16 protein-coding genes are annotated in these 24,957 nt (G+C 41.0%); 7 read left to right on the top strand and 9 right to left on the bottom strand.

Going from position 1 to position 24,957, the window contains the following annotated elements; genetic code table 11:
* Positions 1–1,377 precede the first annotated feature (1,377 nt).
* Positions 1,378–1,842, top strand: coding sequence for a peroxiredoxin (locus ASJ81_RS18405; RefSeq protein ID WP_170943398.1), 465 nt, complete (start codon positions 1,378–1,380; stop codon positions 1,840–1,842).
* A 225-nt stretch (positions 1,843–2,067) separates the two neighbouring features.
* Here ASJ81_RS18405 and ASJ81_RS18410 read toward each other — a convergent pair whose 3' ends face one another.
* Together ASJ81_RS18410 and ASJ81_RS18415 are read right to left on the bottom strand one after the other, a co-directional pair.
* Entirely contained in the window at positions 2,068–3,048 is a 981-nt protein-coding gene (locus ASJ81_RS18410; RefSeq protein WP_095645622.1) for a hypothetical protein, read from the bottom strand.
* Between the two features lie 133 nt (positions 3,049–3,181).
* Complete coding sequence (locus tag ASJ81_RS18415) at positions 3,182–3,925, bottom strand: HesA/MoeB/ThiF family protein (RefSeq protein WP_095645623.1); 744 nt, start codon at positions 3,923–3,925, stop codon at positions 3,182–3,184.
* Positions 3,926–4,477: 552 nt separating this feature from the next.
* Here ASJ81_RS18415 and ASJ81_RS18420 point away from each other — a divergent pair.
* Positions 4,478–5,998, top strand: a complete 1,521-nt coding sequence (locus tag ASJ81_RS18420; RefSeq protein WP_095645624.1) for an AAA family ATPase — start codon at positions 4,478–4,480, stop codon at positions 5,996–5,998.
* A gap of 416 nt (positions 5,999–6,414) precedes the next feature.
* On the top strand, positions 6,415–8,217 hold the full coding sequence (locus ASJ81_RS18425) for a VWA domain-containing protein (protein WP_095645625.1): 1,803 nt from the start codon (positions 6,415–6,417) through the stop codon (positions 8,215–8,217).
* 73 nt (positions 8,218–8,290) lie between these two features.
* Here the strand turns inward: ASJ81_RS18425 and ASJ81_RS18430 are convergent, their stop codons facing one another.
* Entirely contained in the window at positions 8,291–9,052 is a 762-nt protein-coding gene (locus ASJ81_RS18430; protein WP_095645626.1) for a hypothetical protein, read from the bottom strand.
* Between the two features lie 431 nt (positions 9,053–9,483).
* On the opposite strand from ASJ81_RS18430, the gene ASJ81_RS18435 reads away from it, so the two are divergent.
* The 3 genes from ASJ81_RS18435 to ASJ81_RS18445 all read left to right on the top strand — a co-directional run bounded on the left by ASJ81_RS18435 (position 9,484) and on the right by ASJ81_RS18445 (position 15,736).
* A complete protein-coding gene (locus tag ASJ81_RS18435) occupies positions 9,484–10,929 on the top strand; it encodes a COG1470 family protein (RefSeq protein WP_095645627.1) in 1,446 nt (481 codons plus the stop codon).
* 508 nt (positions 10,930–11,437) lie between these two features.
* Positions 11,438–14,242 (top strand): aconitate hydratase AcnA, encoded by a 2,805-nt coding sequence (gene acnA, locus ASJ81_RS18440; protein WP_095645628.1) that lies wholly within the window; start codon positions 11,438–11,440, stop codon positions 14,240–14,242.
* Positions 14,243–14,668: 426 nt separating this feature from the next.
* Positions 14,669–15,736, top strand: a complete 1,068-nt coding sequence (locus ASJ81_RS18445) for a citrate/2-methylcitrate synthase (RefSeq protein WP_095645629.1) — start codon at positions 14,669–14,671, stop codon at positions 15,734–15,736.
* A gap of 831 nt (positions 15,737–16,567) precedes the next feature.
* On the opposite strand, the gene ASJ81_RS18450 is transcribed toward ASJ81_RS18445, so the two are convergent.
* The 6 genes from ASJ81_RS18450 to glmM all read right to left on the bottom strand — a co-directional run bounded on the left by ASJ81_RS18450 (position 16,568) and on the right by glmM (position 23,791).
* A complete protein-coding gene (locus ASJ81_RS18450) occupies positions 16,568–17,707 on the bottom strand; it encodes a TIGR04013 family B12-binding domain/radical SAM domain-containing protein (RefSeq protein WP_095645630.1) in 1,140 nt (379 codons plus the stop codon).
* Positions 17,708–17,740: 33 nt separating this feature from the next.
* On the bottom strand, positions 17,741–18,853 hold the full coding sequence (locus ASJ81_RS18455; RefSeq protein ID WP_095645631.1) for a site-2 protease family protein: 1,113 nt from the start codon (positions 18,851–18,853) through the stop codon (positions 17,741–17,743).
* 259 nt (positions 18,854–19,112) lie between these two features.
* Positions 19,113–19,544, bottom strand: coding sequence for a DUF126 domain-containing protein (locus ASJ81_RS18460; RefSeq protein ID WP_095645632.1), 432 nt, complete (start codon positions 19,542–19,544; stop codon positions 19,113–19,115).
* Positions 19,531–20,748 carry an aconitase X gene (locus tag ASJ81_RS18465; protein ID WP_095645633.1) on the bottom strand — a complete coding sequence of 406 codons (1,218 nt, stop codon included), beginning with the start codon at positions 20,746–20,748 and terminating at the stop codon, positions 19,531–19,533. The genes ASJ81_RS18460 and ASJ81_RS18465 overlap by 14 nt, the downstream gene beginning before the upstream one ends.
* Before the next feature lie 42 nt (positions 20,749–20,790).
* Positions 20,791–22,059, bottom strand: a complete 1,269-nt coding sequence (locus ASJ81_RS18470) for a UbiD family decarboxylase (protein ID WP_095645634.1) — start codon at positions 22,057–22,059, stop codon at positions 20,791–20,793.
* Between the two features lie 373 nt (positions 22,060–22,432).
* Positions 22,433–23,791 (bottom strand): phosphoglucosamine mutase, encoded by a 1,359-nt coding sequence (gene glmM / locus ASJ81_RS18475; protein WP_095645635.1) that lies wholly within the window; start codon positions 23,789–23,791, stop codon positions 22,433–22,435.
* Positions 23,792–24,063: 272 nt separating this feature from the next.
* Between glmM and larE the strand changes: the two genes are divergently transcribed.
* The gene (larE, locus tag ASJ81_RS18480) at positions 24,064–24,882 is read left to right on the top strand and encodes an ATP-dependent sacrificial sulfur transferase LarE (RefSeq protein WP_095645636.1); all 819 of its coding nucleotides are present in this window, start codon (positions 24,064–24,066) and stop codon (positions 24,880–24,882) included.
* Positions 24,883–24,957: the final 75 nt, after the last annotated feature.

A 24,957-nucleotide genomic window follows, 5' to 3' on the forward strand; every position in this document is an offset into this window, starting at 1 on the left:
TATTTATATTATATTTTTATTATAAATAATTACCCATTTTATACGACGAAGAGCCATTTTACTTCACTTTATTGGCTCTTCGTCATTCCTTATGGATAAGATAATTTCAATTCAAGACCGCATTGGTTTTTATGAGAATATTATGAGAATATCCACACAAAACAACGAAGAGCCACTTTATTTTACTTTACTTTACTTTACTTTACTTTAATGTGCGGCATTACAGGTCCATAAAATGGCCAGTTGATCCAATGTTAAGCTTTCAGTTTTTGTTTACAAGTAAAATAACATGTCGAAATGGATTGAAGCTTTGAATATGGCTAAAAAAGACAGGTCAAGAATCTAAGTTACTCCTAATCTTGATGAAGCTAATATCGATCAATTATTTGGGACGGTTCTAATAATATTACATTTCCCTCGGATATTTTGCCTTTTGTTTATTATTCATACATTTACATGCTTGTTCTGAACTTTTTGCAACTTAACCGATTCTGCCATTCTTGACCTTTAGCTAATTGTTATCCTTATAGGCCAGCTAGGAAGCAAACTTAAATTAAAAAGAGAATCCGAAACTGAGCTTATTATAAAATTTGCAATACCGGAAAAGGAACAAGAATTTTCTTAGAAACTCTCGTTACTCTTATATTTAAGTGGTACAGTAAATGGTATATCATTTCAATCTTAAGAACAGGTTAGGGTCACTAATATTTTCAGGTTGTTGAATCAACTTTTGAATAGGCAAGAACAACAGTGTCTGTCAGTTATTAAAAATCACATGTAAAAATTTCTCGATGTTTATTTAAAAACAACAAATCCACTCATTTTTTATAATTGATTGACAATTCACGGACATAACCTTAGAAAGATTGATTTTGTTACATTTAAATGGTGTTTAACAATGTCCAAAAAAACCTCTAAACCGGTATCTCGTAAAGAACATGATCAAATGAAACGTAACAGAATGAATAATAACAAACCAATGTCAGATAATAAGAATATAATTGAAAAATGCAAGAGTCTTCTCAAGAGAAAAAACTCGGAGAACTAAGTAAAAAGAGAATAAAAACTTAATTTACCATGATTTCAAGTTCACTATGTGCTTTATATAGGGAAAAAAACAAAGTTTTTGCTATCATTTGATAACTATTGATTATTTAGTTAGTTTTATTTATACTACTTTTACTTTTATTTTTCTTAATTTTTTTAATATGAACCTTTCTTCGTATTGTTTTCACATCTTACACTAGCTTTGAACCTTTTTTCATTCCAATTTTTACTTCTCGCTGTCAAAGGTGTTAAACTGTCAGCAGTGTTAAACAGGTCAGCAGACAGACAATTTATTAAACATAGGCGATTTTATTGAATTGGGGAAATATCATGAGCGAGATTAAAATTGGGGATAAAATTCAGGACTTCACATTAAGAGACCAGAAACAGAAAGAGGTACATCTCTATGATTTCTCTGGCAAGAAAGTTCTTTTATCATTCCATCCACTTGCCTGGACAAGCGTGTGTGCAGAACAGATGAAATCACTTGAGGAAAACCACGAAATGTTCACAAGCTTGAACACTGTAGCTTTTGGCATAAGTGTGGATCCCATACCTTCAAAAAGAGCCTGGGCTAAAGAACTTGGAATTACGCACATCAAGCTTCTTTCTGACTTCTGGCCTCATGGGGAAGTTGCCAGAGCATATGGGATATTCAGAGAAAAAGAAGGGGTTTCTCAGAGAGCGAATATTATTATCGATGAGGAACAGAAGGTTATATTCTTCGAAGAATATCCTATGCATGAACTTCCTGATATGGCAAAGATTGCAAAAGTTCTGGAACAGGGGAGATAAGGTTCAGCTCTCAAAAAACAAAGCAATAGATATAAAATAAGTAATAAAATCACAGGAAGAAAGAAGTGAAAAGTAAACAACGATCATAGAATGAAGGCGTGAAAGAAAAAAGGGTCAGAAAACTCATCAGTCCTAAAAACTTATCAGTCCTATAATTATTTAATTTTTTTCAGTAATTGTTCAAGTTCTTTCATTTAATTTACATCGAGTTATCCATTTATACCATTAGTTCATTGCAAGGCCCATATTATTTAATTCCGTATCAATTCCATCAAAGAGTTCTCTCAGTACTATTCTGAGCCTGCGGACTTCTACCTGCCAGATTCTTTTGCTAACCTGCTTATCTCCTCCGGCTTTAACAGCTGCCATCCAGGCATATTTTCTGGCAATTTTTATGTTGTTTGAAGAAGAATGGAAAGCTTTTCCAGTTTTCTGATTAGCGTACTTTTCGTTGATCAGGAACTCGTAAATCTCCTGAACTCTTTCAAGCATTTTTTTTTCACTTTCGGAACCAGACGATCCGAATAGTACAAGATTCCAGAGACGGAACTGCACATTATGAAGTTCGTGAGAAAGCTTCTTGGAAACCGAGATTTCCAGCATCTTCTTGAACTCAAGATAAATGTCAGTGTTTCCGGAACCTGAAGGCAGGATGTTTCCAAGCGAAATCATAACGTGAATACACTCGTGAAAAAGAATTCTGGCAATCAGGAATTCGACTCTCTCCTGTAAATTCCAGAATCTTTTCACAAGAGCCTCATCCCAGAGCTGGTAAGGATTAACAAGGATCATAGATCTGTAGACAATCCTTTTTTCTTTCTGTGATACCAGACGCTTGGGATAAAGAGCCATTCCCAGCATTTTTCCGAAAAACTGAATCCTTACAGCCAGATACCAGCAGTACTCCCACTCTCCTGAACTTACACACTTTACTCTGTAGTAGTTTCCATCAAAATGAACTTTCCCAAGCAACCGATACATATCTTTACTTTGTATCTTGATCAATGACTTTATCATGGGTTCCCTATAGATTCGAAGGTCAAAATAAGGTGCATTCGGGATAGACGCAGGAAGTGAAGTAGGTAGTGAAACAGGAGTTGAAGCAGGTGAGAAAATATTCAGATCCTGAAATCTATAGGACCATAAATTTGAGTTCCCATCCAAACCATTGACTTTCTTATCAACTGGCATGGTCTTCTTTTTCATCAAGTCCCCTCGTACAAGATCCCCTGTAATAAGATACCCTATTATATATTATTACTGCAGATATATATAAATTGGCCAATAGGCGGCAAGAAATTGAAATAAAGGTTTATCTTGATTTAAAATGGTAAAACCCTCATTTTTTTTCACTCATTGTCTCAAGAGTTCCGCAAACAGGACAATTATTTAGCTTCGAGAGTGAAATTTCGCTGAAACTTCCGGAAAGCCCGTTCCAGAACAGGAGACGTCCTTCCAGAAGTTTTCCCTGCCCTGTCAGGAATTTAATTACTTCATTTGCCTGGATGGAGCCGATAATCCCTGGGGTTGCCCCTAAAACCGGAAAAATTTCTTTTTTGGAAATACGTGGGAAAATACAGTAAAAACAGGGAGTTTCTCCGGGCACTATTGTTGTCACCTGGCCATCATAGCCGGTAACTGCTCCATGTATTAAAGGAATCCTTCTTTTTATGGCAAGCCTGTTAAGCATATGTCTCGTTTCGAGGTTATCAAGCGCATCAACTATAACGTCACATTCAGGAACCAGGGCTTCGAGATTTGATTCGGTAAGCATCTCTGCTGTGGTTTCAACCTCAATATCCGGGTTCATAGAAAGCAGTTTTTCTTTTGCTGACTCTACCTTGAGCCTTCCGATATCCTTTTGATGGTGAAGGAACTGCCTGTTTAGGTTGCTGGGATCAACTGAATCGAAATCTGCAAGAATTATTTTTCCGATTCCTGCTATTGCAAGATAGGTAGAAACCGGACTTCCAAGCCCACCTGCCCCGGCAACCAGAACTTTTGCGTTCTTCAACTTTTCCTGTCCCTCTTCCCCAAAAAGAAGAATTTGCCGGCTGTATTTTTCACGTTCGAAATCATTCATGCAAGGACTCCGGAGTTCAGTCTATTTATGGATATTGATCTGTTTAGGATATAATTGATCTGGATATTGATCTGTTTAGGATATAATTGATCTGGATATTGATCGTTTCAGGATATAGTTTCTATTTTTCGTCACCAGGAGTATTCTCATCCAGGTGAATTTGAATCATTCTCATTAGTCATTATCTTCCTTATGCATAATCTCTTCGGATGGTAAAGGCAGATTAGCGGATTGGAGTAATCGGGAGTAACTTATCAAGGTGGATGTCAGAATAGGGCATGAAATTCGATAAACTCCGGGTTTCAGCATAAAGTAGAGAGGTATATCACTGAATGTAGAAAGGTATATTACTGAGAAGAAGCATAGCCAGCAGTCATATCGGTGGTATGGATAAGAATTTTCAGAAAAATTAATTAAGGCAAGGCCCATAAAAATAGAAGTCCATTTTTTACATTATCTAACCGGCTATTGCAGTTCACTATTGTAGTATCTTTCTCATATACTAAAAGACGGGATGCTGAAAAAAAGAAATTTATAAAGGTCTTGGAATTTATGAGAGTGCTGGATTTAAAAAATACGGTTATCAACATCAAACAGGAGTTTTCAGGCTACTTTAAAGAACGGGACGCTGAAATCAACGGGTCTCTTCTTGCACTCCTTTCCGGTGAGCATGTTCTTTTACTTGGTCCACCCGGAACTGCAAAAACCCTGCTTGCAAGCAAAATCTGCGAAACTATAGAGGGGGGAAATTTTTTCCATTATCTTCTAACCCGCTTTTCCACACCTGAAGAGGTATTTGGACCGCTGTCTCTTAAGGCGCTTGAGAGGGACGAGTTCAGCAGGCGGGTAGAAGGTTACCTTCCAACTGCCCATATAGCCCTGCTTGATGAGATTTTCAAGGCAAACAGTTCCATCTTAAACAGCATGTTGACTGTACTGAATGAGAGGAAATATCATAACGGCAAGGAGCTTATTGAGGTGCCTCTTTTTACGGTTTTTGGGGCTTCCAACGAGCTGCCGGAAGAAGATGAAAGTCTCGAAGCTCTTTACGACCGATTTTTGTTCCGGTACAGGGTGGATTATATCCAGCACGAAGAGAACCTTGAAGACCTGATCTTCAAAAACACCGAAGACTTCGTACCCTTTACGAAACTTAGCATAGAAGATATAAAGGAGATCCAGAAGAGATCAAGAGACCTCCCTGTTGATCCTGAGGTCAGGGCAATTATAAAGGCCCTCCGGAGAGAACTAAGGAACTCAAATATTTTTGTTTCGGATAGGCGCTGGAAGAAAATTGTAAATATACTCAGGGTAGCCTCAGTAGTAAACGGGCATACAAGCGTAGACCGAATGACTGCTGTCCTGCTACAGCATGTGCTTTGGGAAGTGCCGGAACAGAAGGAAGCGATAAGGAAGCTTATTCTGGACAGGGTTGTTTCAGGAGGTACGGATACCGGCAAACTGAAACTGGATGTCCTTGACCTGAAAAATTCCATTTACGGTTGTTTGCAGCAAGACCTCCCGGATCTTGTAGCCTGTAACAAGTGCTACGAAGAAGAGAGAAGGACAACAGGCAGCCTGAAAAGCTCACGGTTTTCAGGTGCCAAAGTGCAGAGAAGCCTCACATTCGACAATGCCCTTGACCTGCTGAAACACCATACTGAGTTTCCGACCCATACCTACAGTTTCGGGCTCGATTACAGCAATGTCAATAGCTCTCTGAACTTCGAATCCCTGGCCGAACAATTCCGCAGAAAATATGGTTTTGAATTCAAGATCAGCCTCGATTATGGAGATAAGAAGCTCTATGAGAAGGAATATGAAAATCTGGAGGAGAGACTGAACTATTTCAGAAGGCAAATCCAGGAAGAAGAAAAAGCGCTTGAAAAAACCCTGAGGGAAAATATCTGGGTTTCAGGGCAGGATAGCCAGGAAATCCTGATGAAATATCGTTCCAAAAATACCGATGTTTACGAGGTTGCAAGTAATCTAAACGATGTAAGACTCCTGCTCGAAAAACCCAGGGTATTTGATGTAACCATTGAAAAAGCAGGAGAAGTAGCTGAAACTTAAACATTTCTAAAATATAACTGGAAAATCTCTGAAATAGGACTAAGTTCTCTAAATATAGAGTCTATAATATAATAAACAAAAACATAATTATAAATAGATAACTCTTTAAACTTCTAAAAAATTCCTGAATTTGATTAATAACTCTTGAGGCTCATCAAAAGTTTTAAAACTCATTAGTAATTGTTGAAATTCATCAAAGACTTTTAAAACTAGTCAAAAATTATTAAAACAAATCAGAAATTCTTGAAGCTCATCAAAAACTCTTAAAACAGATCAGAAATTCTTGAGACTCATCAAAAACACTTAAAACTCATCCGAAATTCTTGAAACTCATCAAAAACACTTAAAACTCATCCGAAATTCTTGAGACTCATCAAAAACACTTAAAACTTTGGAATTTCCGGAAAAGGAAAAATATGCAGGAATTAAAAAGGCGGAAGGAAGATTTTGATGACACTCCCGGATCAGGTTCATCTTTATCGTTTAGTCGTGCCTTTAATCCTTCTACAATATTGAATCTTGAGCTCAGGGAGGTTCTGACAACTCCCCGAAAGATACCAAGGCAAGTCAGGGAAGAGATTGCAGAAGTTCTTATTTATGAGCTTTTTTCAGAAAATGGGTACGAAATAAAAGATGAAAAGTTGTTTATGAGTAAATTTGGAGCTTTTTATCCGATCTTTCTAGGTTTAAGGGACTTCGGAGTCTGGGCTGAAATAAAAGCTCTTGCCGGAACCAACAATCTGGCAGGTATTTTTATACTCCGTGCCCTGCTTGAAGAACTCTTTATACTTCTGGATGACTACGGAAAGATGGAATCCAAATTTTCAAAAAAATTTGCAAGAAATCTCGAAAAAAGCCTTAAAGCTCTGAGGAAGCTGATCGATGAAACTCAATCGACATGGGAAAGAAACAGAATAAAAGATATTGAGAAAAATTTCCGGTTTCAGGAAAATCCGAATGTACCCTATCAACAGGAAACTCAAGAAAACAAACAGGAAAATTTTCTTCCACAGGAAAACTCTCTTCCACAGGAAAACTCTCTCAAACAAGAAAACTCTCTCAAACAAGAAAACTCTCTCAAACAGGAAAGTTCCCTGCAAGATGTCGAGCATGAGACCTGGGAAAATCCAGACCTGCAGACTGGAAATATTGCGGGTTCCGAAGAACTTGCTTCAATAACTCTGAACTTCATGTCTTCAGAGAAGGCAGGAGAAGCCCTTGATTCTGTTATAGAAGAAAGCATAGCTGCAAAAATTGGAGAGCTTATCCCTGTGCTTGAAGACCACCTTGAAATGCTGGGTATTCTCTCACTGCTCTTTCCGGACAGAGCCTGGGATCATTCCTTGAAGGCCCTTCATAGAGAATACCTTGGAAATCTTGAAAAATATGCTTCATTTCTTAATAAGAGCTCGGATATTCATGAAATTCTTGAGCTGGTAGGAAGAATCGAACTTGAGTACGGTTCAAAAAAGCTGAATTTATCTCCTTACAGTAAAAGTGAAGTCCATTCGGTTACCTTCTCGGGTGATCTTCAGACATTACTTCCAGCAGAAACCGTAAAGCTAAAAAATCCTCTCCTGAAGCGTAAGTTCTATGCTGATATGCTGGAAGGAAAACTCCTGACCTACCAGCTACAAGGGGAAAACTGGAACTCGGATGCTGCAGGAAAAAAGAGAAAAGGGCCTGTAATCGCTCTTGTAGATACCTCGGCGTCAATGCGGGGAAGCCCGGAGCTTCTTGCAAAAGCCATAGTTCTGGCAGTTACTAGAAGAATGTTAAAAGAAAACAGGGATGTTAAAGTGATTCTCTTCTCTTCTAAGTGGCAGATCGTTGAAATTGAGCTTACAAACAAAAAGCGTATGGGTGAGGAGTTCCTGGAGTTCCTGAAACTTACTTTCGGAGGCGGCACCGATTTTAATACCGCGCTTCGCTCAGGTCTCAAGGCTATGAAAAACGAAAAAGCTTTTGAGGGAGCTGATCTACTTTTCCTTACCGATGGTTATTCCGAACTCTCGGAAAAACCCCTTATTCGGGAATGGAATGAGATAAAAGCCGAAAGAAGAGCTCGGATCTTTTCCCTTATAATAGGAAATTATGATGCTGGCGGACTACAACAGATTTCTAACCACACATATCTTATAGGAAATGCCGAAAAATGGGATGTCGGAGAAAGTCCTGCAAGTTTTATCAAGGCAGTAAGTAAACCTTACAGGTTTTAAGTTCCAGGATATTTTTATTCTGGAACATTTTTGGTCGTGGAATATTTTTTAAGATAGTTTCAATTCTAATACTTCAATGCCTACGCCTTAAAAATTTCTGCAGACTTTCTCCAAAATCTTCCAGGTCTTTCCGTGATGGAGTCTGGCGCCTGGATATACTTGACAGGACAGCAAAAGCAGCTTTTTTACTCCTGCTGGCTCCTTTAAGCAGCCCTATTTCAATCACTGCAACAATTAATTCGGAAATCATTTTGCGATCTCTGGGACTCAGGTTATTCCATTTTTCGTTTATCTTCTTCGAAGAGTCCACTATTGACTCTTTTCCTTCGGATGCTATTGTTGAAGCTTTTGAAGAAGCTACTTTTGAGGCGTTAATTATCTGCTTCCTTCCATAAGAAGCCGTTTCCAGAAAGACTTTAAAAGCATTCTCTGAGATCTTTTTTAGTCTTGCTCTTTGATTAATAGGGATATCCTCTCCGGACGCCTTACGAAAATCACTTTCATAGCCTCGGCTCTCCAGAATTTTACGGACTTCTCTAAAGATCTCCGAAATCTCTTCCTCAGACCTCGTTTTAAGGTATTCTCTGAGTTTTTCCAGAAGGTCCGAGTCAATTGACTCTGAATTCTCTTTATAAAAGGGGTCCGGATCGTGGAAAAAGTCCTCCTCTGCCTCTACGTCATTTACTTTAACATTATATACCTCAATGAAATCAGCATCAATTATAGGACTGGACCCAAAGATAGCTTCACGTGATGAGGCCTTTCTGAACTTGGATTTATTTCGTATCCTGAACCCTGCATCTGAAAGTCTGTCTAATACTCTGTCTTTAAGCAAGAAAATGCACTCCTTCTTGAAAATAAATGCCTTCCTTCTTAAAACAAAAAACTTTATTTGTACGGAAATAACTCACATCTGGCACTTTGCATCAACCAGCTGTTAATATAAGATTAATTTAACTACCTGGGTATTAATTTAATTACCTGTTTGTCAATTTAATCATCTGTAAGAAGTTTAATTTTAAAGCTCGATGTCCTTTTCCATTCATTTTTTCCAGCAAAGACTGAGTTCCCATATCTTGCTAGGAAATACCTGAGTCAAGCGAATAATCTCCTGCCTTTTTTGAAGTCAAACACATAAAAAGATGGATAACGAAAATTGAGTTTCATAAACTCTTGTTTTCTAAAAATAACTGCAAATCGATTCGCAGTTTAGGGAATTCTTTTATAAGTTTCACGCCTTAGTAAATAATGAGCGAGGTTAAAAATATGCATATACTGGATACTAAGGCGTTAAAAGGAATCATGTGCGGACTCCTTGTCGTAGCAATTCTTTCGATTGCCTGTACAGGAGCAGAGAATAAGAATAGTACCGTGCCTGCAACAGAAGAAGTGCAGTCAAAAGTCGGGGTCAGTGCTGCAAGTAGTTCATCTTCTTCGAGTGGGAGTAGTGCTGCCAGAAGTTCATCGTCTTCGAGTTGGGACAGTGCTGCTAGCAGTACATCATCTTCGAGTTATGCCGGGGGTTACTTTCCCGAGTTTCAGAAACTTAAGATTGATCCGACTTATAAACACCTGGAACTTAAACCCGGAGACAGTACAAATTTTACTGTAACCGTTGAGAACAAAGACAACAAGACAATTGAATTGAAACCGAAGCCTGTAATTACTCCTTACACGGAAAATTTCATAAACGAAAGCTGGATTAGCATAGATCCTTCCAAAGGGACTTTGAAGCCCGGAGAAAAACAGGAATTTCAGGTAAAGGTAGACATACCTAAGGATGCTGACCTTGGAAGTTATGCCGTACTCATCGCTTTCACGGAAAAAGTGCCTGAAGGGGATGTAATCGGTTCTTATCCGAATTTCCCTGGCACTATGCAGCTCAATATACAGGTTTGGATCAAGCCATCAGTCCAGATTTTTACACCTTATGTAAATGACCTTGTCGAAGTCGGAAAGAATTACACTTATGAAATAAAGCTCAAGAATACAGGTAGTAAAGATATCGCAATTTCTCCTGAGCTTACCAAAGACGCAGTTTACTCTATAGGAATGCCGGAAAAGGCATTCGGAGACGACGCGATACGCGTAGAAGCTCCTGACAAAGTAAAAGCCGGACAGACAGCTATCGTAAAACTTGAACTTGCGGTTCCTGCCGATGCAAAAGGCAGCTATATCGGCAGCCTTAACCTGAATATTGACGATCCCGGGATTCGTGAATATGAAGGAACAGTTTCCCTGAACTTCCGTATTCTCCCGGTACCTGAGAAACCTTATGAAAGTACCTTTGAAGCCGGGACAGATAGCCCAATTACCCTGGAAATTAAAGCTAACCAGTATGGGTACAACCTGTATGCTACCGGAGGAAACCAGAATCTTACGCCTTCCTTTAATGTGAGCCTGATAGATCCTTCCGGAAATGAAGTTATCCCTACCCCTGTAGATACGAAATATAGCGGCTCGATAACCATAGTAGATGATACGTACCCGCAGCTACTGTACTCTCTTCCATATATGTCCTCAAGAGGTGCGGACAGTGTGGAAGCTGGAAATGTGGAAACTAAAAATCAAGGCAGTTACCAGGGAGGAACTACAACTTTTATTAAGACCTATACCGCACCAGGAGCTGCGGGAAAATGGAAGCTTTCTATCTTTCCCGAAAATACAGAGAACTTTGATTATACTGTAACAATCGGAGCTGCTGAAAAGTAAGCGGCTTCCAGTTTTTTCTTTTAATTTCAGACATTCTGGATAGAATAGATGTCTGGGTTTCATATAATTGTGAAAAAGAGGAAGTTTAGACTACTTTAGGGTTTTAAGACTCCTCAAATCCATTTTTTCTCTTAATAGCTTTTAATTATTCTACCCTTTCTTTTTCCTGTATTGCTACAATCTCTAAAAAACACATGCTAAGGGTCAGTATCTTAGGCTAGATGTAAATCAGTAATTTTTATACGGGCTTATATAATTTAATTATAGCACAATTCTCGGAGATTCCGGAAAAGTAGAGGGCAACATTTCAATGAGAGCAAACTTTTGTATGTAAAAAGGGAATAGTAAACCCGAAGAAATAAAATAGTCTGAAGAGATGATGGGGCTTTCACATGATAAAGAGATTCGCATGATGAAAAAGTTCGCATGATGAAAAGATTCACAAGATAAAGAGAAAATCTATAATATCATAATTTTAATTTCATATTTCTGCTGGAGGTAAAAATATATGAGAGAAGGTCCGGACCCATTTGGGGTAAGAGACACTATTGAAACAGCTGCCGGAAGAGCTACGATTTACAGATTGGGCAAACTGGAAGAAAATGGCTTTAAGGGAATTTCCCTGCTTCCGTACTCCGTAAGAATCCTGCTGGAATCTCTGCTAAGGCATGCAGATATTGAAAGGCATATAATAACTGCTGAGGATGTGGAGGCTCTTGCCCGCTGGAGCCCTGAAAATGTAAGTGACAGGGATATTCCGTTCATTCCGTCAAGGGTAATTATGCAGGATTTTACAGGTGTTCCAGCCATAGTAGACCTGGCAGCCCTCCGTTCTGCAATGCAGCGTTTGGGAGGAGATCCCACGAAAATAAACCCTGTTATCCCTGCTGATCTTGTTATTGATCATTCGGTCCAGGTCGATTCCTATGGCACGGCCTACTCCCTTGAAGAAAATGAGAAAAAGGAGTTTAAACGCAACGGGGAACGCTATTCTCTCCTGCGCTGGGCCCAGAAAGCTTTTGACAATTTCAGAGTCGTGCCTCCTGGAAGGGGAATTATCCACCAGGTAAACCTTGAGTACCTAACTCCTCTTGTACACCTCAAGGAGAAAAACGGAGAACTGTTTGTATTTCCCGATACTCTTGTAGGGACAGACTCCCATACTACAATGATTAACGGGATTGGAGTACTCGGCTGGGGAGTAGGAGGCATAGAAGCCGAAGCCGTAATGCTCGGGCAGCCTTACTATATGCCTGTACCTGAGGTCTTGGGCTTCAAGCTCTACGGAAAACTTGCACAGGGGGTTACTGCCACCGATCTTGTCCTGACAATTACTAAGATGCTTAGAAAAGAGGGAGTTGTCGGCAAATTCGTGGAATTTTGCGGGCCCGGTTTAAACTCACTCAGTCTTCCGGATAGGGCGACGATCTCCAACATGGCTCCTGAATATGGGGCAACCCTTGGAATTTTCCCGCCTGACGATGAGACTCTTGATTACCTGCGAAGAACTGGCAGGAGTGAAGATCAGGTTGACCTTGTGAAAAAGTATCTGGAAGCCCAGGATCTTCTCTATTCGACTCACAAGCCTGATCCTGTCTTCAGCACTACCCTTGAACTTGATATGAGCACGGTAAAGCCTTCTCTTGCAGGTCCAAAACGTCCTCAGGACCAGCTCTTCTTAAGTGAAGTGCCTGAAAACTACCGTGAAACCATGCGGCAGACATTTATCCGAAATAAAGAGTCAGGACTTGAACTTTCCCAGGATCCTGCTTACCAGCGCTGGATAGAAGACGGAGGAACACCTGTAGAGGAACCTGAAACTCCTGGTGCAGAAGATGAAAAAGTAGGGGCTCTTGAAAAGGCCCTCAGGGTAACACATGGCTCCGTAGTAATTGCAGCAATTACTTCCTGTACCAATACCTCAAATCCCTCAGTTCTGATAGGAGCCGGACTGCTAGCAAAAAAGGCTGTAGAAAAGGGCCTGCACGTCAAGCCTTTTGTAAAAACAAGTCTATCACCAGGCTCAAGAGTAGCGACAGAGTATCTGAAAGCTGCAGGCCTTTTGCCCTATCTCGAAGCTCTCGGTTTCCACCAGGTTGGGTACGGCTGTACAACCTGTATAGGGAACAGTGGGCCTTTACCTGAGAAAGTCTCACAAGAGATTCGGGAAAATGACCTTACTGTCGCAGCCGTGCTCAGCGGAAACCGAAACTTCGAAGGAAGAATTAATCCGCTTGTCAAAGCAAACTTCCTTGCTTCTCCGCCTCTTGTTGTAGCTTATGCAATCGCAGGTACTGTGAATATCAACCTCGAAAACGATCCTCTTGCTTATGATCCCAACGGGCATCCAGTTTACCTCAAGGATATCTGGCCTGCAGAGGATGAGATAAAGAATGCTGAAAAGAACAGCATCAAACCTTCAATGTTCAAAAAAGAGTATTCAGGCGTTCTGGAGGGCCCTAAACGCTGGAAAGAACTGGAAGCCCCTACAGGTACTCTCTATGATTGGAACCCAATGTCCACATATATTCAGGAGCCTCCGTACTTCATGGATTTCCCACTTGCTCCACCTTCACCTGCGGATATAAAGAATGCTAGAGTTCTGGCCCTTTTCGGGGACAGCATTACCACGGACCATATTTCTCCTGCAGGAGATATTCCTTCAGATAGTCCTGCAGGCAGGTACCTGATTTCCTGGGGTGTGAGCCCAGAAGATTTCAATTCTTATGGGTCCAGAAGGGGTAATCATGAGGTAATGATGCGTGGAACTTTCGGGAATATTCGGCTCAGGAACAGGCTCGTGGACAGAGAAGGAGGGTGGACCGTATACCATTCTCGGAAAGAAGACTTCCCTGAGGAACCCTGCGAGGGAATTCCTATTTATGATGCATCTATGCTCTATGCGGAAAATAATACTCCTCTGATCGTTATTGCAGGAAGGGAATATGGGACAGGCAGTTCCAGGGACTGGGCAGCCAAAGGTACGTTCCTGCTCGGAGTTAAAGCAGTTATTGCCGAGTCTTTCGAGCGTATTCACAGAAGCAATCTTGTCGGGATGGGAGTTCTTCCATTGCAGTTCAAAGAAGGCGAGAATGCCGACACTCTGGGTCTAACAGGAAAGGAAAGCTATGATATTCTGGGTATTGAATACATGGAGCCTCATGGAGAACTTACAGTAAGGGCAAAGGACGAAAATGGCGACGAAGTTCAGTTCCAGGTAACCTTGAGGCTGGACTCGGCTGTGGAAATCGAATATTACATGAACGGCGGAATTTTGCATAAGTTTCTGCGGGATTCGGTGAAGAAAAAATAACAGGTTACTAGTTCTTGAATTAGATGAAGAACTTTTTTGAAAAGGTTTCAAAAACTTTACATAAAACTTCCTGTTTTTTTGAAACCTTTTCTTTTTCCTTATCGGAAAGAGAGTTATAATAAGTTGTTTTAATTCTTGCAAGCTTTTTGAGGAAAACTTTCTTCTGAAAAGAACACATTTCATTTTTAATATAACCTAGAGGTTTAAGGCCGCAGCATCCTTAATATCAAAAAAATAATTATAAAGCTCTCAAGATATAATTTCAACAAATTTAATATACTTATTCGACGATAATAGGAATGCATTGTCACCCCTATTTTTGGGTCTTATAAGACCCTTCGCGTTGAATTTTCCACATATAAGCAGAGGATTCCCCAAACTTTAAAGTTTTTTGAAAATCCTCTTGGCATAACTGTGAGGTATAAAATGAGTAAAAATATCTGTTTCATAGATGGGTTAGAGGGCATTCTGAAATACAGGGAGATAGACATTAACCAGCTGGTTGAGCTTCCCTATGATGCCGTTTCCTATCTGCTTATCCAGGGAGAGCTTCCCGGAGATAAGGAACTTGCCGAGTATGCAGCCTGCCTGCATGGGGAGCGTGAAGTTAACAGGGAGGTGATAGACGTTATCCGTATGTGCAATTTCAATGTTGACTCTATAGAAGCACTGCGTACAATCGTTTCTTTTATATCACAGTTCGATCCGGATATTAACGACAGTTCTCCCGAAGGAAATATGAGAAAAGCTATAAGGTTAATTGCCAAGATACCAACCATAGTTGCTGCATATTTTAGAATCGCAAACGGGAAACAACCTGTACTTCCTGATCCATCCCTATCCCACGGAGCTAACTTCCTGTATATGTTAAGAGGAAATAAACCAACTCAGCTGGAGGCTGAGGTCATGGAGAAAGACTTCATTCTCAGTGCCGAACACGAATTAAATGCCTCTACTTTTTCTTCAAGAGTTACTGCCTCTACTCTTTCGGATCTCTATTCTGCTGTTGTTTCCGGACTCTGCACCCTTAAAGGTCCTCTGCACGGAGGGGCAAGGGCAGAAGTCGTGACTATGATCGAAGAAATTGCTTGCCCAGAAAATGCAGAAAATTACGTCCTCGATAAACTAAGTAAAAAAGAAAAAATTATGGGCTTTGGACATAGAGTTTACAAAACTTACGATCCTAGAGGCACGATATTCAAGCAGCTTGCTAAACAACTCGCAGAAGCAAAAGGGGATATGCACTGGTACAACACTGCCGAAGTAGTAGAAAATACTGTTATCCGTGAACTTGTAGAAAAGAAAGGAAAGCCAATCTATCCTAACGTTGATTTTTACTCGGGAGTTATTTACAAATATATGGATATTCCTCCTCAACTTGCAACGTCGATTTTTGCAATCGGCAGGGTTTCAGGCTGGATAGCTCACTGCTTTGATCAGTACGAAAAGAAAAAGATCATAAGGCCCAGGGCTTTCATGCTTGATGAATGCTAAAATTATCCTTTAAGGTTATCCTTTTATCTTTTGTCAAGCTTTTTTAAAAATGTTTTCGCTCAACCGTTGACCCGCAACCGTTGCGCCGTTTGATCAAAACCGTTGCGCCGGTTTATCACGCCTATAGTGATTGGGGATAAGTTTTTTCAAATCCAAATGTTACTGGAGTTTTCGCTCAAGCCTTTTTTGAAAAGGCTTGTGATCATGCCGTCGTGTTGTTTTAGATTTCGCAGTGTTTTCGCTCAAGCCTTTTTTGAAAAGGCTTGCAGGCAAACAATTTTCAAAAGCAGATTACAGAACTTGACTGACTTTTACTTGATTAGTGTACTTTAATTTTAAATTAGTAGCAACAAATTATAAATAGATTAATTACTTTATTACATATGGAAATATAAATGAAAGGTTCTCCCTAAAAAATTATGTTAGTATATGAGCCTCCTAAGCTCAAAGTATACATTCTAAACTGAGAATATAGTAAAAACTCAAAGTATTGTTTAATTAAAGGAACAGCCGGTAGCGCAAGATCAATCGAAAGTTCAGGACCAACAAATAAATTTATAAAGTTAAGATTTAGTCAAAATGAAAACTATGGATTAAAACTCGAATTCAGGTTATGGAGTTGATAGGAGAAAATAATAACAAAGTAAGAGTAGATAATATATGGTAAATTTCAAAAGTAAATAATTGATATATAAAAATAAATAAATAAATAAATAAATAAATAAATAAATAAATTGTGATCAAATGTCCCAGGGGATTTACTGAATCAAGAACAATGAGATTTGGTTTAGAAGTCGGTACTGAAATTTCAGACCGGCTTTTAACCTGATCTTAACTTGGCTTTTTTTCAATTTTTCTGTGTTTTTCCCAGTATCCTGTAAGTTTGCCCCCAAGGGCAAGCTTTCCAAGCTCTCGTCTTACCTGATCACTTACTTCTGAAGGAACAGCCGATGCATATGGAGTTCCGGGCAGGGGAGTTAGGTAATGGGCCCTTACAGTGCCTCCTTTCTTGCAAATCCAGCGAACAAGGTTAAGGCTTTTTTCCTGGTCTTCTTCGGTTTCGGAGGGGAGACCGAAGATGAAATCAACCGCCGGAACAATTTCATGCTCCAGACAGCACTCTACCGCTGAAATACTGTCTCCAACAGTATGCCCTCTCTGGATCTCCTTTAGAATTCGGTCACTGCCTGATTGAACTCCAACACTAAGGCTATCGTTTGCGCAGTACTTTCTCACGAGTTCAACCGATTCATCGGTTACGAATTCAGGACGCACTTCCGAAGGAAAAGTCCCGAAGAAGATTTTTTTATCAGGCAATTTATGAAGTGCGGAAAGCAATTTTTCTACTTTGTCAAACCTGGGGTGAATTCCGTCACTTCCGTAACCAAAGGCATTGGAGGCTATAAAGCGAAGATCATCATAATATCCTGCGTTTTTCACAATCGAATCTATGCTTCTGTGCCTTACTTCTCTTCCGAAAAGCCTGGGAGTCTGACAGTACTTGCAGCCCCAGGGGCATCCCCTGCTAATTTCAATAGGGGCCCGGAGTTTATGAGGGTCAAAACAGGGATAGGAATCAAGGTTCGCATAAGGTCTTTTCGGAGTCATAACAACCTTACCCGTTTCTGCTTCCCTATACGCAATGCCAGGTACTTTTTTTGGATCTCCCTTTTCCTGGACCGTTTTCACAAGTTCCGGAAGGGTTTCCTCTCCTTCCCCTATCACGACATAGTCAAAGTATTCAAGTGTCTCTTCTGGAGCACCGGATGGGTGAGGTCCTCCAGCAATAAAAACAGAATCAGTGCCTGCATTTTTCACTTCCATAAATACCTTTGCTGCCTGGCGCGTTGTAAAACTGTAGATCATGATTCCGTCCACAGGCTTGTCTACAAAACCGGCTTCCGGCAGTAAAGGCGAAAGGACCGCAAAGCTGTAAGAGTTTTTCTTACTATACCGGAAGTGCACGTCCATATTTTTTCCTCCGTTTTTAGAAATCCAGATTTTTCAGGGAATTGGTTTAAAAGGTATTAAAGTAAAGCAGAGTAAGCCCAGAATAAAGGTAATGATCCCTAATAGGATGCGTTTTTTGTCCAGTTCGACTTTATCGTGCAGAGGAGACGGATGCCCTACCGCAGCAAAAATCCAGAGGAAAAGGGCCCAGGATATCCATATGAATCCGTCTTCCTTCATCCAGTAAATTACATAAAGTCCTATCAGGAACAGGACACGAGGCATCATAAATGAAATCTTTTCCGCTTTCTTACCTAGCATAGCCCTGAGGATGTGCCCACCGTCAAGTTGTCCAGCAGGGAGAAGGTTGAGCAGGGTTACGAACATTCCTACCCAACCTGCAAAGGCTACGGGATGAAGGTTTTCTCCTGTAGCTCCGACAAGGTTCTGGATAAATACGAAAAGAGGAGGTAGGCCAAGACCAAGCATCATAGAATCCGATAGGGGGCTTACTGCAGGCGACTCAAGATTAAGTCCTATTACCGTAACCGCAACTGACATAAACAGCCCTACCAGTGGCCCTGCAACTCCCACGTCAAACAGTGCTTTTCGGCTTGGCACAGGCCCTCTGTAGCGAATTAACGCTCCCATTGTGCCAATAAAAGTTGGGAAAGGGATGAAATACGGAAGAGATGCTTTCATTCCATGGTATCTGGCCATTACATAGTGAGCCATCTCATGGGAACCAAGAACTGCCATTATCGCAAGGGTAAACGGTAAGCCTCGGAAAAGCTGGAAGGGCTCGCTTTCGAGGTCTGCTCCTGACATCCAGGCTCCGCAAACCATAGTTGTAAAAAAGGTTGCTATGAAAAGGGCAAGGTTTATCCAGGTCTTTTCCTTTGTCTTCTTTTCAGGAAAAATCAGCAGTACGTATTCTCCAAGCTCGTACTTTAGAGTACAGCTAAACCCACACTGCTGTAAAGGCTCCCAGAGTTCTCCCGTAATATTTTCATTACTGGTTCGAGGAGTTCCATAAAAGTAAAGCGCTTCTCCGGAATTCTGGACCTCATAAACGTCGAATACCCTGACTATGTAAGGATATAAACGTGAGACCGTTTCTTCGGCGTTGAATTTTCCTTTGCCTTTTTTATGATTTTCCTGGTTCATTTTGGAGTTCCCATATCCCAGCTTAAGATTTGTTTTTTAGATTTATCCGTTTTCAGCTTTATCAGTTCACTTAAGAACTTAAATTATCATTTTTCGAGCCTATCCCAAAACCTTGAATTTTGAATCATTGCTCTAATTTCTAAAAACCTTGAATTTTGAATCATTGCTCTAATTTCTAAACATGAAAAAGTATAGATTTGGGAATGAAATGGTTTTGGGATGAGCTCTTCGTTTGCTGATTATTTCTTCAATTTTAATTTCATTCAGTTTTATTTGTTTCCTGTTTGATAAGCTCAATATATCCTTTACTTCCGTTAACCACAACAAAGTCTCCATTATTTAATACTTCGTAAGGGTTTCTCTCAAGCATATCAACAAGTGGGATTTCGGAAATAATGGCTCCAACTGCAACTATGGGTTCGGTTTCCAGATTTATTATCGCTGAAGGAGCGACTCCGTTTTTCTTGAGTTGATATATAACATACGAGCCGACTGTAGAGCCTTTGCCGTAGGGAAAAACAAGAACTTTACCCTGAATTGATTTTCCTTCAAGGGCATGCTTTTCTTCAATTATAACCCCTGTTTTCGGGTTTACACTGCCAAGGAAAGAGATGGGATCTGTGGAGAGAAGTACTTCTCCTCTTGCACATCCTCTGGAAATTGTCCTGCCTTTAAGTTTAATTAGAACCACCTGCCTTCTTTGCAACCTTCTTTGTTGTCTCACCGATTGCTTCCTCAACACATGTTTCCATACTTCCGTATACTGCTTCAGCTCCACACATCCCTGGTACGTAAGCAAGCGCTTTTCCTGAGTTCACCATGACACAGGAATAGCTGTTGGTAGCAGGAGAAACTACCATGCAGGTATCACAGACAACCTTAGCTCCACTTTTTTCTATAGTCTTGATGTACTCAGGATGGAGCTTTGCAAGTTTTCTTGAGGTAAAGATCCAGAACTCTTTTAAAACCGTTTTTCCTCTCAGGAGTTCGGCTGCCTTTTCAAGCTCTGCTGCCGAGCAGTGAGGGCATCCTATGGTTATCAGTTCTGGCTCTTTGCAGGCTTTTCTCAGGCCTTCGTAAACCTCATCGAGCTGACTTTTCTCAATAGTTATTTTTTCTGTCGGCTCTTCAAAATCCATTCTGCAAATCTCAGGCGTGACTCCTTCAACGTGGTAAAGGGCAACTGCTCCTGACGCTGCCATTGCAGCTCCTAGCGCTTTTAACTCATCCGCATCCGGAGTACATCTTAGATGAAAAATAGGCACCTTGCTCCCTGCAAGTTTGCCAGCTACATAACCGAGTGCACCGTAATCCGATCCCTTTAGTGAATATCCTACATCAAATGAAATCTCAGGCATACGGTTTTCGTTCAGATGGAATCCATAATTTGCAGTTTTTCCAAGAAGTGCAGCAGAAAGGGCTGAAGGCCCACCTTCCCGGTTTGTCCTGGCCCCGAGTACGGAATTTGCATAGGAGACGGCTGATGACTCGCTCCATGCCAGGTGGTCGCCGTAACCAACGTTAAAACCTTCGAGATTATAGGGCGTACACGTGCACTCGCACTGAATTCCCAGTTTTTCATATGCCTGAACAATCAATTTCTGCTTTTCCGCAAACTCGGGTGAAATCCTGAGCCTTTTCCAGTCTTGCAGATCCATCCCTGCAGGGTTCAGAATCGAAGGGACCTTAACCTTGCCCTGCAGGTCTGAAATCCATTCAAGGCCTGCATCGCCCATGGTTTTATAGGAAACCCCTGCTATCTGAGAGCTTTTAATTGGAATTAGTCTGTCTGCACCGTAAATATCTCCAAGGGCTACCAGGATTTCGATAGCCTGCCTTAGAGTTTCCCCGGATTCTCCGTTCAGGATTTGCTCTTCTTCTTTTGTAAGATACATGAAATTCACTCGGTAATTGCCAGATGCTTAAAATAATTTTGTTTACTCTTCCGGAATTACTGCCCTTTCAAAATTTTCCTTTTCTATAAGCACTTTTGTAGCATCAATTCCCACTTTTGTTGTCGTTCCATCAGGAGCTCCTCGCGGGTCAAGGGAACTACCCCGAACATTGGGGATAATAAGAATGTCCACATCTCCTTTCACCCTCGTGGCAATCGCAAACTCGACATCGTTCGGGTCAAAAATATTTATATCTTCGTCCACAATCACTACATGCTTAAGGCTCGTATGTGCTGCAAAGGCTGCCATAATAGCGTTTTTCCCATCTCCTTCAGTCTGTTTTTCAATCTGAACGACTGCATGGAGATAACAGCATCCTCCTTCTGTCAATACTACGTTTTTGACCGTCGTGACCTCACCGACAGCCCTGTAAATTCTTGGCTCGTAAGGTACCCCCATCATCAGGAGGTGCTCAGGACCGGCTGGCAGAATTCCGTGATAGATCGGGTCTTTTCTATGGATAACTCGAGTAATATGAATAACAGGTTCCTTTCTTATAACATCGTATGTTCCGGTGATGTCTACAAAAGGTCCTTCATCAATCTTTTCTACGGGATCAATATAACCTTCAAGCACAATTTCGGCATGAGGAACTTTTACCCCGTTTGCGCACTCAAACAGCTCAACAGGAGCTCCTCGCAGAGCAGCTGCGTATTCGAATTCTTTTCCTACAGGAACCCTTGTGGAAGTTGCATAAATAATAGTAGGGTCGCAGCCAAGCACGATTGCAACAGGCAAAAGTTCGCCTTTTTCAGCGGCTTTTTTGTGAAGCAGATAAGTATGCCTTGGAGGAACCAGGCGAACCGCAAGTTTATCTTTTCCTGCTAGCATAAGCCGATGAATTGAAGCATTAATTGTGCCTCCGTACTCGGAAACAACAATTCCTGCCGTTATATAAGGAGCTCCGTCTTTTTCAAAATGCGTGAGGATAGGAAGTTTCGTCAGATCAACCTGATCTTCTATGACCTCAAGGGTTGGAGATTCTGACACCAGCCGTACTTCACCTTCAGGAGAAACTTCAGAAAGCCTCTTTATGATTTCTTCTTTAGGAACTCCAAGCACGGAGGCCAGTTCATCTCTTGATCCAAGCAGGTTCATTATGACTTTTGAACCCGAAATATTATGGAAAAAAACCGGGGCTTTTGCAGCTCTTGCAATTCTTGAAGCCTCAAACCTTGGAGACACAGATTGGAAAATCTCTACCAGTTTTCCATTTTCTTTTAACTGGTCAATAAAAGCTCTAAAAGTCATGGTATCTGGATATCAAAAAGCTGTCAGATAATAAAAAGATTGTCTGACAAGTTTTCTAATAATAGCTTTTCAAAAAACTGCTAGCCTGCAAGCCTTTTCAAAAAATTGCTTGACCGAAAACCTTTTGAGAAAAGGTTTTATCGAAAGCCCGAGAAACGTTTGGATTTGAGAACCTTAGCCCCAAACCCTATAGGCGTGATCACAAGCCTTTTCAAAAAACTGCTTGACCGCAAGCCTTTTCAAAAAAGGCTTGAGCGAAAACTTAAGTAACTTTTAGATTTGAAAAACTTATCCCCAAACCCTATAGGCGTGATCAACCGGCGCAACGGTTGCGGTCCAACGGTTGAGCGAAAGTCCTAAAGAAATCCAGGACTCATTTGGAAATTGAAGCTTTTTCTGCTCTTATGACCATTTGAAGGCCTTCCTGCATGAGTTTTTCGGCTCTTTCCTGCTTTTTTGCTTCGGCAAAGATTCGGAATATCGGTTCCGTGCCAGACGGACGGATCAGGACCCAGCCGTCTTCATACCAGACTTTGACCCCATCGATAGTGTCCATTTTAAGCCCAAGACCTGAGGCTTCATATTTTACTCTTTCCATTGTGGTCTGCGTGTTTACAGAGGGAACTTTGGTTTTTGCGTTGAAATACTGAGGTACACTCTTGGCGAGCTCGGAAAGTTTTTTCCCGCTAGCCAGGATTTCAAGTATTTTGGCACAGGCCATTGCTCCATCCCTGCAATACTGATGTTTGGGGAAAATCAGGCCTCCATTACCCTCGCCTCCGAATACTGCATTTACTTCCATCATTTTTCGGGCAACGTTGATGGACCCGACTGCTGTCCAGTAAAGCTCAACGCCTTCTTCTTTTGCTACGTCGGCCATTCGCTGTGAGGAGCTAACAGGAGTTACTATGGGTCCTTTTTCGCGTTCAAGCATATATTTTGCCATCATGGCAAGCAGAACCTCTTCATTTAAGAACTCGCCATTTTCATCCATAAAGACTATCCTATCTGCATCCCCATCATGGGCTGCTCCGAGATCGGCACCTGTCATTTTCACAAGTTCGGAGAGCTCGGTTAAAGCATCGGGGGTGGGTTCGGGATTTCGCCAGGGAAAGGTTCCATCTGGCTGAGCTCCAAGGGTCAGCACATTACAGCCCAATTCTCTGAGCAGGAAAGGAAGAGTGAGCGAACCTGCTCCACAACCTGTATCAACAACTACCTTGAGTTTACTGCTTTGAATCTTTTCGGCATCTACTGCCTTGATAACATTTTTGATATAGTATTCATTGACTCCCGGATCGATCCTGAAGCTGCCGGTTTTCTCCCAGGATACAGTAGAATATTTTCCAGAAGAGTATATTTTTTCGATCTCTCTTTCTCCATCTCTTGGAAACTCCGTACCATCTCCAGCAATTAACTTGATTCCATTATATTGTCTTGGGTTGTGGGATGCGGTAATAACTATTCCGGCATCGGCATAATCACGCACATAATACTGAATAGAAGGAGTAGGAACTGTTCCCACGTCAATTACGTTCAGACCTGTTGAAAGAGCCCCGGCGATTGCGGCAGACTTCAGCATCTGACCTGAAATTCGGGTATCGCAGCCTATAGCAACCGTGCCTTTTGAACCCATATATGTACCAAGACTTCTGGCTAGATTTGTAGCCAGTTCTGGGATTATATATTCATTGGCGATACCACGTACACCATTAGTTCCGAATAATGCCATGTAAAGTCTCCATCTTTGTAACTTGAATGATAATTCTGCCGTTCAGGCAAATCTACTCTTTAATTTAATATTATAATAAATAAGACTTTGATTGAAACAAAGCTTTGGTAATAAAAACATTATAATGATTTCAAGATACCGCTATTTGAGAAGATTCTCAAACTTAAAAATAGTGTCCGTTAAGTAAAACATAATTTTTTTCGGCTGTTTCAAGCTACCTGACCATAGGGCTGGCAAATAAATATATCTTATTAGCTAAAAACCCGTTAATAATGGTCACTGAAAAGATAGAACTTATAAAGAAGGCTATAAAAGCCAGAGGAAGTACGATCATTGCATTTTCAGGAGGAGTAGACAGTGCCACTCTTGCAGCTCTTGCTTTTGAGGTACTTGGAAAAAAGGCTCTTGCCGTAACCATAAATTCTCCACTTTTTCCAAGGAAACAACTTGAAATAGCTGTTGAGACAGCCCGTGAGATTGGAATTGAGCACAAGGTCCTTTCTTTCTCCCAGTTGAGCCTTCCTTATTTCTCCGCAAACACATTAAACAGGTGCTATTTCTGTAAAAAAGCCTTGCTTGAAACCCTGACGGACTTTGCGGAAAAAGCAGGATATGATGTTGTACTTGAGGGCACTAATTTCTCTGAAATACATGGAGAAAACCGTCCAGGATATATGGCGGTCCAGGAAGCCGGAGAAAAGGTTTTTTCTCCCTTCGTAGAATTTAACGTGACAAAAGAGGAAATCAGGGAGGTTGCTTCCGAACTTTGTCTTTCAGCAGCCAGCAGACCGTCTGCAGCCTGCCTTGCTACCCGTATTCCCTATGGTCAGCCAATAACTACAGAGTCTCTCCAGAAACTAGAAAAAGCCGAAGAATTTCTCTTTTCCCTGGGTTTTACTCAGTTCAGGGTCAGAATGCACGAAAACCTCGCTCGTATAGAAGTCACACAGAATGAACTGGAAAATGCTCTGCTGAAAAGAGAGAAAATTTCACGGCATTTGAAATCCCTGGGTTTTGATTACGTAACTCTTGATCTTGAGGGCTTTCGGAGTGGGAGCATGGATGAACCTTACACCTTGAAGAAAACCTGATAATCAGAAAACAAGCAAAGAAAACAAACATGATATTCCTTGAATAACATGCACAACTATATGAAAATGCATGCT

Origin of the sequence: Methanosarcina spelaei, assembly GCF_002287235.1 — an archaeon.
Classification (GTDB): domain Archaea; phylum Halobacteriota; class Methanosarcinia; order Methanosarcinales; family Methanosarcinaceae; genus Methanosarcina; species Methanosarcina spelaei.

Bases quoted from the DNA above. Each gene is read 5' to 3' on its own strand.
- ASJ81_RS18405 (WP_170943398.1), top strand. From the start codon at position 1,378: ATGAGCGAGATTAAAATTGGGGATAAAATTCAGGACTTCACATTAAGA.
- ASJ81_RS18410 (WP_095645622.1), bottom strand. From the start codon at position 3,048: ATGAAAAAGAAGACCATGCCAGTTGATAAGAAAGTCAATGGTTTGGAT.
- ASJ81_RS18415 (WP_095645623.1), bottom strand. From the start codon at position 3,925: ATGAATGATTTCGAACGTGAAAAATACAGCCGGCAAATTCTTCTTTTT.
- ASJ81_RS18420 (WP_095645624.1), top strand. From the start codon at position 4,478: ATGAGAGTGCTGGATTTAAAAAATACGGTTATCAACATCAAACAGGAG.
- ASJ81_RS18425 (WP_095645625.1), top strand. From the start codon at position 6,415: ATGCAGGAATTAAAAAGGCGGAAGGAAGATTTTGATGACACTCCCGGA.
- ASJ81_RS18435 (WP_095645627.1), top strand. From the start codon at position 9,484: ATGCATATACTGGATACTAAGGCGTTAAAAGGAATCATGTGCGGACTC.
- acnA (WP_095645628.1), top strand. From the start codon at position 11,438: ATGAGAGAAGGTCCGGACCCATTTGGGGTAAGAGACACTATTGAAACA.
- ASJ81_RS18445 (WP_095645629.1), top strand. From the start codon at position 14,669: ATGAGTAAAAATATCTGTTTCATAGATGGGTTAGAGGGCATTCTGAAA.
- ASJ81_RS18450 (WP_095645630.1), bottom strand. From the start codon at position 17,707: ATGGACGTGCACTTCCGGTATAGTAAGAAAAACTCTTACAGCTTTGCG.
- ASJ81_RS18455 (WP_095645631.1), bottom strand. From the start codon at position 18,853: ATGAACCAGGAAAATCATAAAAAAGGCAAAGGAAAATTCAACGCCGAA.
- ASJ81_RS18465 (WP_095645633.1), bottom strand. From the start codon at position 20,748: ATGTATCTTACAAAAGAAGAAGAGCAAATCCTGAACGGAGAATCCGGG.
- ASJ81_RS18470 (WP_095645634.1), bottom strand. From the start codon at position 22,059: ATGACTTTTAGAGCTTTTATTGACCAGTTAAAAGAAAATGGAAAACTG.
- glmM (WP_095645635.1), bottom strand. From the start codon at position 23,791: ATGGCATTATTCGGAACTAATGGTGTACGTGGTATCGCCAATGAATAT.
- larE (WP_095645636.1), top strand. From the start codon at position 24,064: ATGGTCACTGAAAAGATAGAACTTATAAAGAAGGCTATAAAAGCCAGA.